General features: G+C 69.0%; 14 protein-coding genes. 7 read left to right on the top strand and 7 right to left on the bottom strand.

The genetic code is table 11. The features are described from left to right. The first annotated feature begins 33 nt into the window (after positions 1 to 33). From JUB13_RS24980 to JUB13_RS24975, 3 genes are read left to right on the top strand one after another with little or no spacing between them, the layout of a single operon-like run. Positions 34 to 720, top strand: coding sequence for a Fe2+-dependent dioxygenase (locus tag JUB13_RS24980; RefSeq protein WP_207483911.1), 687 nt, complete (start codon positions 34 to 36; stop codon positions 718 to 720). Next, the gene (locus JUB13_RS31590; RefSeq protein WP_236025197.1) at positions 720 to 1424 is read left to right on the top strand and encodes a tetratricopeptide repeat protein; all 705 of its coding nucleotides are present in this window, start codon (positions 720 to 722) and stop codon (positions 1422 to 1424) included. The genes JUB13_RS24980 and JUB13_RS31590 overlap by 1 nt, the downstream gene beginning before the upstream one ends. Continuing rightward, the gene (locus tag JUB13_RS24975; RefSeq protein WP_328703008.1) at positions 1421 to 2509 is read left to right on the top strand and encodes an alpha-hydroxy acid oxidase; all 1089 of its coding nucleotides are present in this window, start codon (positions 1421 to 1423) and stop codon (positions 2507 to 2509) included. The genes JUB13_RS31590 and JUB13_RS24975 overlap by 4 nt, the downstream gene beginning before the upstream one ends. A 23-nt stretch (positions 2510 to 2532) precedes the next feature. On the opposite strand, the gene JUB13_RS24970 is transcribed toward JUB13_RS24975, so the two are convergent. From JUB13_RS24970 to JUB13_RS32130, 6 genes are all read right to left on the bottom strand, one after another. Continuing rightward, positions 2533 to 4236, bottom strand: a complete 1704-nt coding sequence (locus JUB13_RS24970) for an FAD-dependent oxidoreductase (RefSeq protein ID WP_207483907.1) — start codon at positions 4234 to 4236, stop codon at positions 2533 to 2535. Positions 4237 to 4304: 68 nt separating this feature from the next. Then, positions 4305 to 5330 carry a TRAP transporter substrate-binding protein gene (locus JUB13_RS24965; RefSeq protein ID WP_207483905.1) on the bottom strand — a complete coding sequence of 342 codons (1026 nt, stop codon included), beginning with the start codon at positions 5328 to 5330 and terminating at the stop codon, positions 4305 to 4307. 30 nt (positions 5331 to 5360) lie between these two features. Further along, positions 5361 to 6683, bottom strand: a complete 1323-nt coding sequence (locus JUB13_RS24960) for a TRAP transporter large permease (protein ID WP_207483903.1) — start codon at positions 6681 to 6683, stop codon at positions 5361 to 5363. After that, entirely contained in the window at positions 6680 to 7258 is a 579-nt protein-coding gene (locus JUB13_RS24955; protein ID WP_207483901.1) for a TRAP transporter small permease subunit, read from the bottom strand. The genes JUB13_RS24960 and JUB13_RS24955 overlap by 4 nt, the downstream gene beginning before the upstream one ends. Position 7259: 1 nt before the next feature. Beyond that, a complete protein-coding gene (locus JUB13_RS24950) occupies positions 7260 to 8216 on the bottom strand; it encodes an MBL fold metallo-hydrolase (protein WP_207483899.1) in 957 nt (318 codons plus the stop codon). Positions 8217 to 8358: 142 nt separating this feature from the next. Then, on the bottom strand, positions 8359 to 9159 hold the full coding sequence (locus tag JUB13_RS32130; RefSeq protein ID WP_207483897.1) for a helix-turn-helix transcriptional regulator: 801 nt from the start codon (positions 9157 to 9159) through the stop codon (positions 8359 to 8361). Positions 9160 to 9477: 318 nt separating this feature from the next. Here JUB13_RS32130 and JUB13_RS31580 point away from each other — a divergent pair, with 318 nt between their 5' ends. After that, complete coding sequence (locus tag JUB13_RS31580; RefSeq protein ID WP_328703012.1) at positions 9478 to 9675, top strand: hypothetical protein; 198 nt, start codon at positions 9478 to 9480, stop codon at positions 9673 to 9675. Next, on the top strand, positions 9621 to 9908 hold the full coding sequence (locus JUB13_RS24940) for an alpha-hydroxy-acid oxidizing protein (RefSeq protein ID WP_328703011.1): 288 nt from the start codon (positions 9621 to 9623) through the stop codon (positions 9906 to 9908). Before JUB13_RS31580 ends, JUB13_RS24940 begins: the two co-directional genes overlap by 55 nt. A gap of 384 nt (positions 9909 to 10292) precedes the next feature. On the opposite strand, the gene JUB13_RS24935 is transcribed toward JUB13_RS24940, so the two are convergent. Further along, a complete protein-coding gene (locus tag JUB13_RS24935) occupies positions 10293 to 10430 on the bottom strand; it encodes a hypothetical protein (protein WP_207483895.1) in 138 nt (45 codons plus the stop codon). Between the two features lie 555 nt (positions 10431 to 10985). Here JUB13_RS24935 and JUB13_RS24930 point away from each other — a divergent pair. Together JUB13_RS24930 and JUB13_RS24925 are read left to right on the top strand one after the other, a co-directional pair. Then, the gene (locus JUB13_RS24930) at positions 10986 to 13625 is read left to right on the top strand and encodes a HAMP domain-containing methyl-accepting chemotaxis protein (protein ID WP_207483893.1); all 2640 of its coding nucleotides are present in this window, start codon (positions 10986 to 10988) and stop codon (positions 13623 to 13625) included. 117 nt (positions 13626 to 13742) lie between these two features. After that, positions 13743 to 14735 carry a C4-dicarboxylate TRAP transporter substrate-binding protein gene (locus JUB13_RS24925; protein ID WP_328703007.1) on the top strand — a complete coding sequence of 331 codons (993 nt, stop codon included), beginning with the start codon at positions 13743 to 13745 and terminating at the stop codon, positions 14733 to 14735. Positions 14736 to 14857 lie beyond the last annotated feature (122 nt).

Genomic DNA, 14857 nt, shown 5'->3' with positions numbered 1-14857 from the left:
GCCCGGCCGTTTCCATCGACGAGGGCGCGTGCCGTGCTGCTGCAGATCCCGGACATTCTCACCGCCGACGAGGTCGCCCATTGCCGGGCGGTGCTGGAGGCCTCTCCCTGGGTCGACGGCCGCGTCACCGCGGGCGACCAGGCCGCCCGGGCCAAGCTGAACCTCCAGATCCCCGAGGAAAGCGACACCGCCCGTGAGCTCGGCACGCTGATCCTGCGCGCGCTGGCCCGCAGCCCAGCCTTCAACTCGGCGGCCCTGCCGCTGCGCGTGCTGCCGCCGATGTTCAACCGGTACGACCAGGGCATGATCTATGGCTTCCACGTCGACAACAGCATCCGCACGATCCCCGGCTCGGGCGGCATGCGCATGCGGGCCGACGTCTCCACCACGATCTTCCTCAACGATCCCGACGAGTACGACGGCGGCGAGCTGATCGTCGCGGACAGCTACGGGACGAAGTCGGTCAAGCTGCCGGCGGGGCATGCGGTGGTCTATCCGTCCAGCAGCCTGCACCAGGTCAGCCCGGTGACGCGCGGGAGCCGCTGGGCATCCTTCTTCTTCACGCAGTCCCTGGTCCGGGACGACGGGCTGCGGACCATGCTCTACGAGCTGGACATGGCGATCATCGCGCTGCGCCAGGAGCTCGGGGACGGAAACCAGGCCGTTCTCTCCCTGGTGAACCACTATCACAACCTTCTTCGCCGCTCGGCGGAGGTGTGATGGACGCCGGCAGGCCTGGCCCGCGCTCCGCCGGGCAGGACGGGGCCACCCCGGACATAATCGACGTGCAGCTCGCGCTCGGGCAGCTCTGCCTCGACCGCGGCGGCCCGGAGCAGGCGCGGGCGCTCGAATGGTTCCGCATCGCCGCGCGCAGCGGCGATGCGCGGGCCATCAACATGATCGGGCGCTGCTACGAGCGCGGCTGGGGCGTCGCGCCCGATCCGCGGACGGCGTCCGCCTATTACCTGAAGGCCGCCGATCTCGGCGATGTCTGGGCCCTGTTCAACCTGGGCGACCTCTACTGCCGCGGCGAGGGCGTGCCGGCCGACGACGAGGCGGCCTACCGGCTCTACGCGGCGGCCGCCCGCAGGGGCCATGTGAAGGCGCTGAACATGCTGGGGCTGTTCCACGAATGCGGGCGCGCCGTGCCCCCCGATCCCGCGGCGGCGCTCGCCTTCTTCAAGGCCGCGGCCGAGGGGGGCGACTGCTGGGGCTGCTTCAACTACGGCCGGACGCTGGCCCTGGACACGACCCGCGACGGCGCGCTGGACGAGGCCGTCGCCTGGTTCCGGCGGGGGCTGGACAGCGGGTTCCCGGATTTCTACCGCAGCATGGCCGCGGCCCTGGCCGAGCATCCGGACCCGCGGCTGCAGGACCTGGCCCGGCAGGCCGCGGCGCTGGCGCGCCGGGAAGGCCGCCGGTGATCGTCCCCCCGGACACGGTGTCGCTGGCGGACTACGAGCGCCACTTCGCCTCCCGGATCGAACCCGCGCTCCGCGCCTACATCGCGGGCGCCGGGGCGGACGGCATCACCCAGCGCGCCAACCGCGAGGCCTTCGACCGCCTGCGCCTGATGCCGCGCGCGCTGCGCGACCTGTCCCGGGCGAGCGCCGCCTCGCAGCTGCTGGGCGAGGCGCTGAAGCATCCGATCATCGTGGCGCCCATGGCCTATCACAGGCTGGTCCACCCGGAGGGCGAGCTGGCGACGGTCGAGGCCGCATCCCTGACGCGGACCTGGATGACCGTCAGCACGCAGGCCAGCGTCCCGCTCGAGGCCATCGCCGAGAGGGCCGGCGGCCCGCTGTGGTTCCAGCTCTATGTCCGCCCCCGGCCCGAGGAGACCCTGGCCATGGTCCGCCGGGCCGAGGCGGCGGGCTACAGGGCGCTGGTGCTGACGGTCGATGCGCCGGTCAACGGGATCCGAAACATGGAGCAGCGCGCCGGCTTCCGCCTGCCCGACGGCATCTCGGCGGTCAACCTGGCGGGCATGGAGCCCGACGGCTTCGTGCCGGCCCGGCCCGGCAGCCCCGTCTTCCAGGGCATGCTCCGCCGCGCCCCGACCTGGGACGGGGTGCGCTGGCTGTGCGCGCAGACGCGCCTTCCCGTTCTGCTCAAGGGCATCATGAACCCCGACGACGTCGACCTCGCGGTCGAGGCGGGCGCGGCCGGCATCATCGTCTCGAACCATGGCGGGCGGACGCTCGACACCCTTCCGGCCTCGATCGACGTCCTGCCGCTGGTCGCCGAAAGGGCCGCCGGACGCCTGCCCGTCCTGATGGATGGCGGCATCCGCCGCGGCACGGACATCCTCAAGGCGATCGCCCTCGGCGCCGCCGCCGTGCTGGTCGGGCAGCCGGTCCTGCACGCCCTTGCGGTCGGCGGCGCGGTGTGCGTCGCGCACATGCTGACCATCCTGCAGACCGAGTTCGAGGTCGCCATGGCCCTGACCGGACGGGCCAACCTCGCGGAGATCGACCGCTCGGTGATCTTCGAGCGCCCCGGCGCCTGAGCGGGCAGGCCCACGGGCTGACGTCACGGCTCCTCGATGCCGGCCAGGTGGTTGCCCGCGATGTAGCCGAAGGTCATTGCGGGACCGAGCGTGATCCCCGGCCCTGGATACCCGCCGCCCATGATGCTCGCCATGTCGTTGCCCGCGGCATAGAGGCCGCCAATCGGCTTGCGCTGGCCGTCGACCACCCGTGCGAAGCGATCCACGGCCAGGCCGGGGAAGGTCGCGAGCTCCCCGGGAACCAGCCGGACCGCGTAGAAGGGAGGCGTCTCCAGCGGCGCGAGGCAGGGATTCGGCGTGTGGAAGGGATCGCCCATGTAACGGTTGTAGACGTTCTGCCCCCGTCCGAATTCAGGGTCCGCACCGTCCCGGGCATGGCCATTGAACCGTCGGACCGTCTCCTCCAGCGCATCGGCGTCGATGCCCAGGCGCCCGGCCAGCTCGCGCAGGCTTGCCCCCGAGACGAGATAGCCGGACCGCAGATAGGGTTGCAGCGGGAACGGGAACGGCTTGGCAAAGCCCAGACCGTAACGGCGGATGGCCCGCCGGTCGGCGATCATGAAGGCATGGACGTCGGAGCCCTCGCCGGACCTGGCGAGCAGGGCCTCGACCACGTCATGGTACGAATTGGATTCGTTGACGAAACGCCGTCCGTCCGGGCCGACGGCGATAATGCCGGGCTTGCCGCGGTCGACGAAATGCGGGAAGGGCGCGACCCCGCCGCCGGCAACCGGCACCAGCGAGAACGGGGTCCAGGCCGCGACGTTGGTGTGATCGTTGCGGATGGCCCCGCCGACGGACTCGCCGAGCCGGATCCCATCGCCCGTGTTGCCCGGCGGACCCGGCCACCAGTGACGGACGCGGGCGCTGGGATGGGGAAAGATCCGCGTCCGCATCTCGTCATTGGCGGGAAAGCCGCCGCAGGCAAGGACGACCCCCCGCCGGCATTCGACCCGGACCGATCCGCCCGGCCGTCGCACGACCGCGCCGACGACCCGTCCGCCGTCGGTGATCAGCTCGTCCACCGCGGAGGAGTTCCAGAGCGACACACCGGCGTCGAGCCCCGCCCGCAGCAGCCGGGCCGCCAGGGCGTTGCCATTCGTCAGGCGCGTGCCACGCCCCCTGACCGCGAGATCGAGCAGATGGCGGGAGACCACGCGCGACACGTAGAGGGCCGAAGCCGCCGACCGGGTCGCGCGCATGAAGTGCAAGACCTCCTCGCCCGAAACGGCCAGCATGCCGAGAACCGTCATCTGGGGTAGGGGCGGGCGCAGCAGCTCGATCTGGCGGCCCAGGGCGCGCGCATCGTAGGGCGCCGCGCGCAGCGTGCGGCCGGGCCGCGAGCCGGGCGCGGTCGGATGGTAGTCGGGGAAACCGGGGGCCGCGAGGAACTGCACCGCCGTCCGCGACTGGAAGAAATCGACCATGCGGGGGGCAGCGGCAATGAACGCATCGGCAAGGTCGGCATCGAGCCGGTTGCCGACCTCGTGCTCGAGATAGGTCCGCACCGCCTCGGGGCTGTCCTCGGCGCCGAGGCCGCGGGCGAGCGAGCTGTTGGGCAGCCACAGCCCGCCGCCCGAGATGGCCGTGGTGCCGCCGAACAGGGCTTCCTTCTCGGCCACGATCACGTCGAGCCCGTGCAGCCTGGCAGCGACGGCCGCCGCCATGCCGCCGGCACCGGACCCTGCGACCAGCACGTCGCACCGCACAATGGCAGAGCCATTCATGCCGAAACCTCGGGATCGATGATGGAGGGCGCAGGTGCGGCGGGGCTTCGGCCCCGCCGCATCCGTCGTCAGGGAATCGTCGAGAGCGTCTGGTACTCTCCGTAGACCGCCCGGAACTTCCTGAGGGATTCCACTCCGCGGGCGAAGAGCGGGTCCTTCTTCGCCTCCTCCTCCATCACCTCGGCCGTGGCTTTCTTGAGCGCGGCGAGGACGGGCTCGGGGAAGCGCAAGACGTTGACGCCGGCAGCCTTGAACTTCTCGATCGGATCGTGCTGGACGGTGGCGCCCATCATGATGCCGAACAGGTTCGCGGCCAGGCAGGTCGTCTCCACATTGGCCTTCTCGGCCGGCGTCATCTTGTCCCAGATCTCGTTGTTGATCAGCAGCTCGGCGAAGGTCGCCGGGTTGTGCCAGCCCGGGAAGTAGTAGTACTTGGCGACCTTCTCGAAGCCGAAGCGCGTGTCGACCGCCGGAATGCCCATCTCGGTCGCGTCCAGCCGGCCGGTCTCGAGGGCCAGGAAGACCTCGCCGACGGGGATCAGCTGCGGCGACGCGCCGAGCTTGGCGACGATCTTGCCGCCGAGCCCCGGCATCCGGAACTTCAGCCCCTGGAAGTCCTCGGGCTTCTCGATGGGCTTGCGGAACCAGCCGCCCGCCTCGGATACATAGGTGCCGCAGGGGAAGACCTTCACATTGAACTTGGCGTAGGCCTCCTGCCAGAGCTCGAGCCCGCCACCTCGGTAGATCCAGGTCACGAACTCGGTGGCGCCGGGCCCGAACGGCACGCCCGTCAGCAGGTTGACCAGCGGGATCTGGCGGTCCCAATAGGCGGGATAGGACCAGCCCGCGTCGATCGAGCCGTTGCCGACGTTCTCCAGGACCTCGAAGGGCGGCGACAGCTTGCCGGCCTCGTAGGGCTTGAAGTTCAGGGTGCCGCCGCTGACCGCCGCGGTGCGCTTCACGAAGAAGTCCATGATGTCGTGCGTCACCGGCAGGCCGTTGGGAAACACGCTCTGCAGGTTCAAGTCCTTCGCCGCGGCACCCGACACGGTGAACGCGAACGCCAGGGCCGCCGCGATGAGTTTGAACTTCATGGTGCTCCTTCCCTTGTTCTGTTTGGTGTTCTATTTGACGGGCCAGACGATCAGGCCCGGAAAGATCATGAACAGCCCCAGCACCACGAGCTGCATTGCGATGAAGGGGACGATGCCGAGATAGATGTCGCGGTTCGACAGGACGTCGCGCGTGACCGCCCGCAGGTAGAAGAGCGAGAAGCCGAAAGGGGGCGACAGGAAGCTGGTCTGGAGATTGATCGCCACCAGGACCGCGAACCACAGCAGCGTCTGCTGCTGCGACAGGCCGAAGCCGAAGTCGAGGTTGCCGATGACGGCGCCGAAGATCGGCAGGGTGATCAGGCTAATCTCGAGCCAGTCCAGAAAGCAGCCGAGAACGAAGATGACGGCCATCAGGAGCATCAACGTCCCCCAGGCGCCGAGCTGCAGGAACTTCAGCCCATCGAGGATCATGTCCTCGCCGCCGACGCCCCGGAAGACCGCGCTGAAGCAGGTGGCGCCCACCGTGACCAGCATGACCATGGCGGTCGTATACGCCGTCTGCAGCGTGGTCTCGTAGAGGAGCCTGGGCGTCAGCGTGCGGGTGAAGGCCGCGATCACGAGCGAGCCGACCGCCCCGAGCGCGCTCGCCTCGGTCGGTGTCGCGTAGCCCAGGAGGATCGAGCCGAGCACGCAGAAGATCAGGAGGGCAAGCGGGAGCGTGTCGCGGAGCATCGCAACGGCGCTCACGCCTCCCAACGCGCTGCGCGGCGCGGCGCGGGGATCCAGCAAGGCCCATACGGCGATCAGCACGGCGTAGCTGCCGGCCAGGATCAGCCCGGGCACGAGCGCGCCCGCGAACAGGTCGCCGACCGAGACGTTCAGAAGGTCCGAAAAGAGGACCAGCATGATCGACGGGGGAATCAGGATCGCGAGCGTCCCCGCGCCGCAGACGATGCCTGCGGAGAGCGGCCGAGAATAACCCGCCGCCCGCATCTGGGGCACGGCCAGCGTGCCGAGCAGCACGACCGAAGCCCCGACGATGCCCGAGGCGGCCGCGAGCAGCGTGCCGACGATCAGCACGGCGATCGCGAGGCCGCCCGGCATCCGCCCCATGGCGGTCTGGAGCGTGGTCAGGGCGCGCACGGCCGTTCCCGTGCGTTCCAGGACCAAGCCCATGAACACGAACATCGGGATGCAGACCAGCAGCCAGTTGCCCAGTGCATTGGCGTAGATCCGCGACGCCATGAGGTTGACGAAGCTGGCCGGCAGGTCGGAGGACAGCAGGAACACGGCCGCCGACCCGCCCAGCACGAGGGCGACCGGATAGCCGATCAGGATGCCGCCGAGCATGGCGGCGAGCATTGCCAGGGGGAGGAGATACTCGCCGCTCATGATCCTGCGCCACCGTTGCGCGTGGGGGTGAAGACGATCAGCGCCTGCCGCACGATGTCCACGGCCACGAAGGCCAGCAGCAGCGAGAAGCCGAAGGGCATGAAGGCCTTGACGACGAAAGTGTGGATCAGCCCGCCCTGGGCGGAACCCTCGCCGCGGACGTAGGAGGTCATGGCCGTCCGATAGGTCGCCGGCAGCAACAGGATGAGGAACGGCAGCGCGAAGACCAGGTGGCCCACCAGGTTGACCGCGGCCCGCGCCCGCGCCTGCAGCGTCTCGTAGATGAAGTCCACCCGCACATGCTGCTCGCGGGACCAGGCCGGAGCCGCCGCCAGCATGACCCCGATGGCGAAGAGGTACCATTGGAGGTCGATCAGGCTGTTCAGCGTGATCGCGGTTCCGAAGAGCGGGACCGGAGTCTCCCACCGTGCAAGCGTGTTGACCCGCAATGCGGAGGTCACGACGCTGACGAGGATGATCGCGACCAGCGGCAGCACCAGCGCGGCCGAGGCCCAGGCGAAGGGCCGGAAGAATGCCTCCTCGGCGCGTTTCAGTCGCTCGGCCGGAGAATGCATCTCAATCCCCCTGCAACTCGTTCCACATCGCCGCATCGCGCTCGGCCGTCCAGATTCGCGGATGCTGGATGCCGGACACGAAATCGACGGCCCGGACCACGTTGAAGGGCAGGCAGTGCTCGAAGAGCGGCCAGTCGCCGAAGCTTGGCGTCAAGGCCGCGCGGATCCGTGCAGCGGCGGCCTTGAGCGGCTCGCCCGCCGCCACCGCGGCGCCGGCTGCGTCGGTGATCGTCTCGACATAGGAGCGGGTCTCGTCGAGGACGCGGCCGATCTCCCGGGGCTCGCTGACGACGCCGTTCCGTCCCGGCACCAGCACCTTGGGCCGGATCGCACGCACCGTGTCCAGCACCGTCGGCCAGGAACCGGGATAGCTGTCGCCCATGTAGGGGATGGTGTGGTTGTCGGTCACGTCGCCGCCCCACAACACACCTTCGCGCGGCAGCCAGACCAGCGTGTCGCCGGCCGTGTGGGCTCGGCCCGCGCTGATCAGCTGAACCTCGGTGTTCCCAAGCCAGAGACTCATGCGCTCCGGAAAGGTGATCAGCGGCCAGGTCAGCCCGGTGATCTCCTCGACGCCTTCGAACAGGCGCGGGAACCGGCGCGCCTCGCTCTCGAAGTCTTCCTGGCCGCGTTCCATGATCAGCTCGCGCGTGCCGGCGCTCGCGATCACCTCGCAGCCTTGGTCGAAGGCGCCGAAGCCCATGGTGCGGACCGCGTGGTAATGGGTCAGCGCCACGTAGCGGATCGGCTTGTCGGTGATTTCCCGGATCGCCGCGATCAGTTCCCGCGCCAGCCTGGGCGTCGCGCGGGTGTCCACGACCACGCAGCAGTCCTTCCCGACCACGAGCCCGTTCGTCGGGTCGATGCCGCTGACGAAGGCATAGACATTGTCCGACAGGCGCACGGCTTCGAGGCGCGGCTTGACCGTGTCGGCCGTCGAGGCGAAGGGCTTCGACATCTAGTTTCCTCCCGTCCTCGGGCTGATTGTTCGCCCGCAAATTATCAGTGAGGCTACCAGTCCCGATGTCGAGCGTCGCTCCCCCGAAAAGGGGGAACGGACGAGGCGAAGGCCCGCTTCCGCCAGCCTCCGCAGCCGCCGGTCATCTGCGGACGAACTGGTGGAGGTTTCGCAGGCACAGGCCGAACAATTCGCCTTGAGAGGAGATGCCGAGCTTGCGGTAGGCGGCCTTCCGGTAGCTGACCGCGCTCTCGAAGCCGATGCCGAGATCGGCCGCGATTCCCTCCATGCGGTATCCGAGCGCGATCCGGGAGCAGACGTCGAGTTCGCGCCGGGTCAGGGGAATCTTGGCGGCGGTGGCGAGACGCTCGAGAAAGGCGAGCATGTTGCCGGTCGAGAGGTCCTTCTGGACCAGGAAGTGCTGACAGTGCTGCCGTGCGATGCTGGCAATGACCTCGCCCCATTCGATCACGATGGCCTTCTCGGCCGGCATATAGGGGCCCGAGGCGCTGGTCCGGTACAGATTCAGGTTGTAGGCCTTGAAGTCCGCGTACCAGATCAGGGCGATCTTATCGACGACGTCGACGCCGCTGTAGAAGCGGTCCCGGTAGGCCTTGGACTGGATGCGCCGCGGATCGTGCGCTCGAATGATCACGCGCCGGGTCCTGACATAGCGGCGCAGGTCCGGGAAGTTCGGGTCGAGCTCATAGCCTCCGTCGACATAGGCGCGGGTGACCGACCGGGCGGTCGCGGTGTCGATGCGGCTGGCCACCACGACGGAGGTCAGGCCCTCGTCCTCGCTGTAGCTGTTCAGCGTGCAGTGGTCGACCAGCACCAGATGGTTGATGGCGGCCATGAAGGCCTCCTCGAACCGGGTGGTGCCGATCGCGTCCACCGCGAGGGCTATGTAGGTCTGGACCGACCGCTCCCGTCCTGTCGACACCGCAACTTCATTTGTTTGGTCCGGGAACATTATCCCCCTTGAGGGGGTAGTTTGTTGGCTAATCAAATTGATACCGTCATTTCGAGCCGTTGCGAAGCACTCGATTCGGAAGGCTATGCAGCCTCATGCGGTTCTGGATCGATCCCTCGGTGATCGACGAGAGCGATCCCGTCGCCGCCGATCCCGCGCTGAACATGTTCGAGCCCGGCCAACGGACCGCCGTATTCGGCCGCGTTTCTCGCTCGCTACCGCGCCGCGCAGGGGGCCCGGCTGAACAGGATCGAGGCTTGGGCCCTGGCGCCGGGCTACAGGGCCCTGGTGCTGACGGTCGATGCGCCGGTCAACGGGATCCGCAGCATGGAGCAGCGCGCGGGCTTCCGCCTGCCCGATGGAATCTCGGCGGCCAACCTGGCGGGCATGGAGCCCGACGACTTCGTGCCGACCCTTCCCGGCAGCCCCGGATCGGCGTCCTGCCGCTGGTCGCCGAAAGGGCCGCCGGACGCCCGCCCGTCGTGATGGATGGCGGCATCCGCCGCGGCACGGACATCCTCAAGGCGATCGCCCTCGGCGCCGCCGCCGTGCTGGTCGGGCAGCCGGTCCTGCACGCCCTTGCGGTCGGCGGCGCGGTGGGCGTCGCGCACATGCTGACCATCCTGCAGACCGAGTTCGAGGTCGCCATGGCCCTGACCGGACGGGCCAGCCTGGCGGAGATCGACCGCTCAGTGATCTTCGAGCGCCCCGGCGCCTGAGCGGGCGGGCGCGGCGGGCCTGCAACGACGCGCTGCAATCCGCTCGAAAGCCCCTGCGCCACGTCGTTGGCGATCGCCGCCGCGGTCGCCGGCAGGCCGGCCCCGGATGCCCTCTGCTTCGGAATGACCAGGCACTTGCAGCCCGGATGGTTGGCGCTGCAGTCCGGCTCGGAAGATCCGATCCCGGCAGCGACCAAAGAAAAAGGCCGCTGCCTCACTGGCGCGGCCGGAGTTGAACAGGGAGGCTAAACGCCGGGCGCCCAGCGCCCGACAACGTGAATTTGGGGGCGCGCTGCATCGCTTCAACCTGCTCACTGCCGCCTGTCACATGATCGTCACGGCTTCCTTGTCGATCCCCAACTGTCGGCTGTGAAGGGCCGAGCCTCAGCCCCTGCGCCTCAAGATCGCGCGCACGATGCCCATGCGGACACCCTCGGCGGGATGCTCCGAGACGCGGAGCGCATGTCCGATATCGGTCACCACAAGGGCTCCCGGCTTCGCCGAGAGCGACCGATCGGCCACGATGACGTCCCCGGCGCGTATACCGCAGGGCCCATCGGCTCTTGCCCGAACGGCGAAGGCATTCTCCGGGTCAGGACGCACCAGCGAGGGGATTTCGGCAGTTTCGTCCGGCAGCGCAGCCGGAAAGGCTTCGGTGTACCGGACCGGAACCGGAGATCCGGCGGCTAGATCAGGGTGGTCGAGCAAGATCGGCGTTCTCCAAATGTTCGAATGCCGCGGCTTAGCCGACCGCACTTTGTTTGGCAAGGCAGGTCGTTGCGATTAAGGAACGATCCTGCCGTCGCAAACCCTGCGGCGCAGTGCATCGACACGCTCGGCCTTGGATGGCCCGCCGAAGGTTCGGCCAACTCGACGGGCGGCTGCGGGCCACGGCCGTCACCGATCGCTATCCTGTTCGCAAAGGAAGCAATCGATCTTCGAATGCTATGCTCTCGGTATTGGATAATAGAGCGTAAATCTGTTCATTTTTACCTTTGACAATTTTTTAAAAATCTTGCCGCACAACGCCTGGGTGATGCCGGTGTCGTTCCGTCTTCAGGGGAGGCGGTCGCGCCGATGGCGAAGTTCTTCAAGGAAGGCAAAGGGGCAATGAGCGGCACCACCATCGACGGCGGCCGTCCCGCCATTCCGGGCGCGGCATTCGGCATCGGGCGGAAGCTTCTGCTTTCGGTCAGCACGATCTCGGCCTTCGCGGTGCTTGGCGCCGGTGTGGGCTGGCTCTCCTTCGACACCATCGACGATGCGCTGACGCAGGTCATCGACGACAGCATTCCGAGCCTCTCGGCCGCCCACGGGCTGGCCGCGGAAAGCGCGCGGATCGTCGCCGTGGCGCCGGCCCTGGCTGCGGCCGATTCGCAGGAGCGGCGCGGGACGCTGAAGGGCGACCTGCAGCGCAACCAGAACCACCTCAACGAGCTGATCGCCAAGGCGGAGCAGCTCGGAGCGCCGCAGCAGGTCCTCGACAGGATCAAGTCCGAGGCGCAGGCGATGTTCGGGAACCTCGCGAGCCTGGACCGCTCGGTGCAGGCCGGCCTGGAGGCCGATGCGCGCGGCGCGGGCATCCTGGCCGGGCTGAACGATGCGCATCAAAAGCTCCGGGCCATGGTCGAGCCCGCGGTGGAGCAGAAGACGGCGGCGCTCGGCAACTCGACGGGCCAGCTCGACAGCGTGATCACGACCACCGCCGACCGCCTGGATACGCAGGCGAGCGCCGATCTCATCGCGGTCTACGAGACAAGGCTGGCGCTCAGGGCCATGGTGGATTCGATCCGCAACCTGCCCCAGGCCTCCGATGTCGACACGGTCAACCGGCTGATGGGCGCGTTCAGCGGCGGCATCCCCGCGGCGGTCGCCGGCGCGAAGCGGTTCTCGAACAGCGAATGGGAGCAGCTCGGCGCCCAGGTCGAGAGCCTGATGAAGCTCGGCATGCAGCCGACCGACGCGTTCGAGTGGAAGCGCCAGGCCCTGTCGGCCGGCACCTCCGCGCAGGAACGGGCCGCGCTGTCGGCGCGCATCGCGGATGCCGTGCAGAAGGCGGTCGAGCTCGACCAGCCGCTCCAGGGCACGACGGAGCGCATCCTGCGCATGACCCGAGGCGCCTTCAAGCTCTCGACCGTCGATCTGAAGATGGAGGCCTCGGACAAGCTGGGCGACGTGACGCGGGACCTTGCCTCCCTGCGCACCCTGCTCGAGCTGGCGGCCTTCAGCAACCTGCTGGCGGGCGAGATCAACCAAGCCGGAATGGCCTCGAGCCTCGCCGCGGTGGACGGGCTCCAGCAGGCTTTCGAGGCCAGCCGTTCGGAATACGAGAAGCGCGTCGAGGCCATCGCCGCCGGCAACGCCCCGCTTGCCGAGGGCGCGCGGGCGCTCCTGGCGTACGGCGCTGGCGATGCCGGCGTCTTCGCGGTCCGGCGCGCGGTGCTGGAGGCCGCGCGTGACGGCGCCGCGCTGCTGGAGGCCAACGCCCTGTCGGCGTCCCGCCTGAGCGAGGCCGCGGCGATGCTGGTGCAGACGGCGGGCGAGCGGGCCACGCGCGCTGGCAGCGCCGCGGGGGCCGCGGTCGGCCAGGGCCGCGCCCTGCTGACCGGGCTTGCGGTCTTCAGCGTGATCGCTTCGGCCCTGATCGTCTGGCTCGTCGTCGGCCGGCACATCGTCGCGCGCCTGGTCGCGCTGGCCGAGGCCATGCGCGTCATCGCCGCCGGCAACCTCGACCATCCCATCAAGGCCGGGGGCAGGGACGAGATCGCCGACATGGCGCAGGCGCTCGTGGTGTTCCGCGACACTGCCCGCGAGGTCGAGGGCGCGAACGCCCGCGCCGAGGCCGAGCGCACCCGCGCCGCCGAGGAGCGCCGCGCCAGCATGCTGGGGCTCGCCGACGACCTGGAGCGCACCATCAAGCAGGTCGTCGGAACGCTCTCGGCCCGCGCGGAGGAGATGCACGGAATGGCCGGGGAGATGACCCAGTCCGCCGCGCAGAACCAGTCGGAGGTCTCTGGCGCCGCGGCCACGGCCGACCAAACCCGCGGGAATGTCGAGACGATCTCGGCCGCCGCGCAGGAGCTCTCGGCCTCGATCGCGGAAATCGGGCGCCAGATGGCGGACAGCTCGCGCTTCACCGGCCAGGCCGCCGAGGAGGCGAAGCGCACCGACCAGACCGTCCAGACGCTGCAGAGCGCCGCGACCGAGATCGGGATGGTCGTCCAGCTCATCCAGGACATCGCGAGCCAGACGAACCTGCTGGCGCTGAACGCCACCATCGAGGCCGCCCGCGCCGGCGAGGCAGGCAAGGGCTTCGCGGTGGTGGCAAGCGAGGTGAAGAACCTCGCGAACCAGACGGCGAGCGCGACCGAACAGATCGCCCAGCAGATCGGCTCGATCCAGTCCGTCACGACCGAGGCGGCGAATGCGATCCGCCGGATCGCGAACACAATCGCCTCGCTGAACGAGATCTCCGCCGGCATCGCGGCGGCGGTCGAGCAGCAGGAGGCGGGAACCCGCGAGATCGCCCGCAACGTCGAGCAGGCGGCGGCGGGCACAAGCGCGCTGTTCTCCAGCATGGAGACGGTGTCCTCGGCGACGGCCCGGACCGGCACGGCCGCCTCCCAGGTGCTCGGCGCCTCGGCGGAGGTCTCGCAGCAGGCTGAAACGCTCCGGCACGACATCGAGACCGTGCTCCGGCAGATCCGCTCGGCCTGAGGCCGCGGCGCCGCCGGACACAGAAGAAGGCGAGGCGCCGGCATCGGCGACCTCGCCCCGAACCCTGCGACCCTACCGCATCGCAGACCCCACCATCACCTCCGAGGATCCGATCAAGTGAAGTCCTTCAAGAAGACGCTGGCGTCCTTCTGCGCCGTTCTGGGCTTGGCCGCGCTGGGCAGCACGGCTGCGCAGGCGCAGGAGAAGTTCACGCTTCGCCTCAACCACGTGCTCGCCCCGACGGAGCCGTTCCACGAGGGCTTCCAGGCCTGGGCCAAGCGCGTCGAGGAGCGCACCAACGGCGGGCTGAAGCTGCAGATCTTCCACAGCGCCCAGCTCGGCGTCGAGGAGGACATCATCGAGCAGATGCGCCAGGGCGCCAATGTCGGCCAGAACACCGACGCCGCGCGCCTGGGCACCTACGTGCCCGGCCTGGCGGTGGTCAATGGCCCCTACTTCCTCGAATCCCTCGAGGACGTCAGCAAGCTCGCCGACTCGCCGACCATGAAGAAGTGGGAGAGCGAGCTCGCCGAGAAGCACGGCCTGCGCATCGTCTGCTTCGACTGGGTGCAGGGCTTCCGCCAGTTCTTCACCAACAAGCCCGTGAAGACCCCGGACGACCTGAAGGGCCAGCGCGTGCGCACGCCCCCGGCGCCGATCTGGCAGGAGTCGATCCGTGCGCTCGGCGCCTCGCCGGTCGCCATGGCCTTCGGCGAGATGTACCCGGCCCTGCAGCAGCGGGCGATCGACGGCGTCGAGCTGGTCTACGCCAACATCCCCGGCGGGCGCTTCTACGAGGTGCTGAAGTACGCCAACGAGACCAAGCACATCCTGCTGGTCAACTTCGAGGTGGTCAGCGCCAAGTTCTTCGACAAGCTGCCCAAGGAGTACCAGACGGCGCTGGTCGAGGAGTGCCGCAAGGCCGGCCAGGAGACCTCGAAGAAGATCGCCGAGTCCGCGGTGGCCATCAAGGACCAGCTCAAGCAGCGCGGCATGACCGTGGTCGAGGACGTCGACCTCGCGGCCTTCCGCAAGGCCGGCGAGGCCGCCTACCAGAAGCTGAACCTCGTGGAGGCGAAGGCCGCCGTCCATAAGGAAATGGGCAAGTAAGGGCCAGCGCCGCGCGCCCCCGGGGCGGATCGCGATCCGCTCCGGCTTCAACAAGTTGGAAGATCCGAGGTTCGCCTTGAAGCTCGGATCTTCCAGGGGGGGCGCGGCGCGTCTTTCTGCGC

This window comes from Arenibaculum pallidiluteum (assembly GCF_017355985.1).
Classification (GTDB): Bacteria; Pseudomonadota; Alphaproteobacteria; order Azospirillales; family Azospirillaceae; genus Arenibaculum; species Arenibaculum pallidiluteum.
Note: the sequence above shows the minus strand (reverse complement) of the source record. Positions and strands in the feature narration are given on the sequence as shown.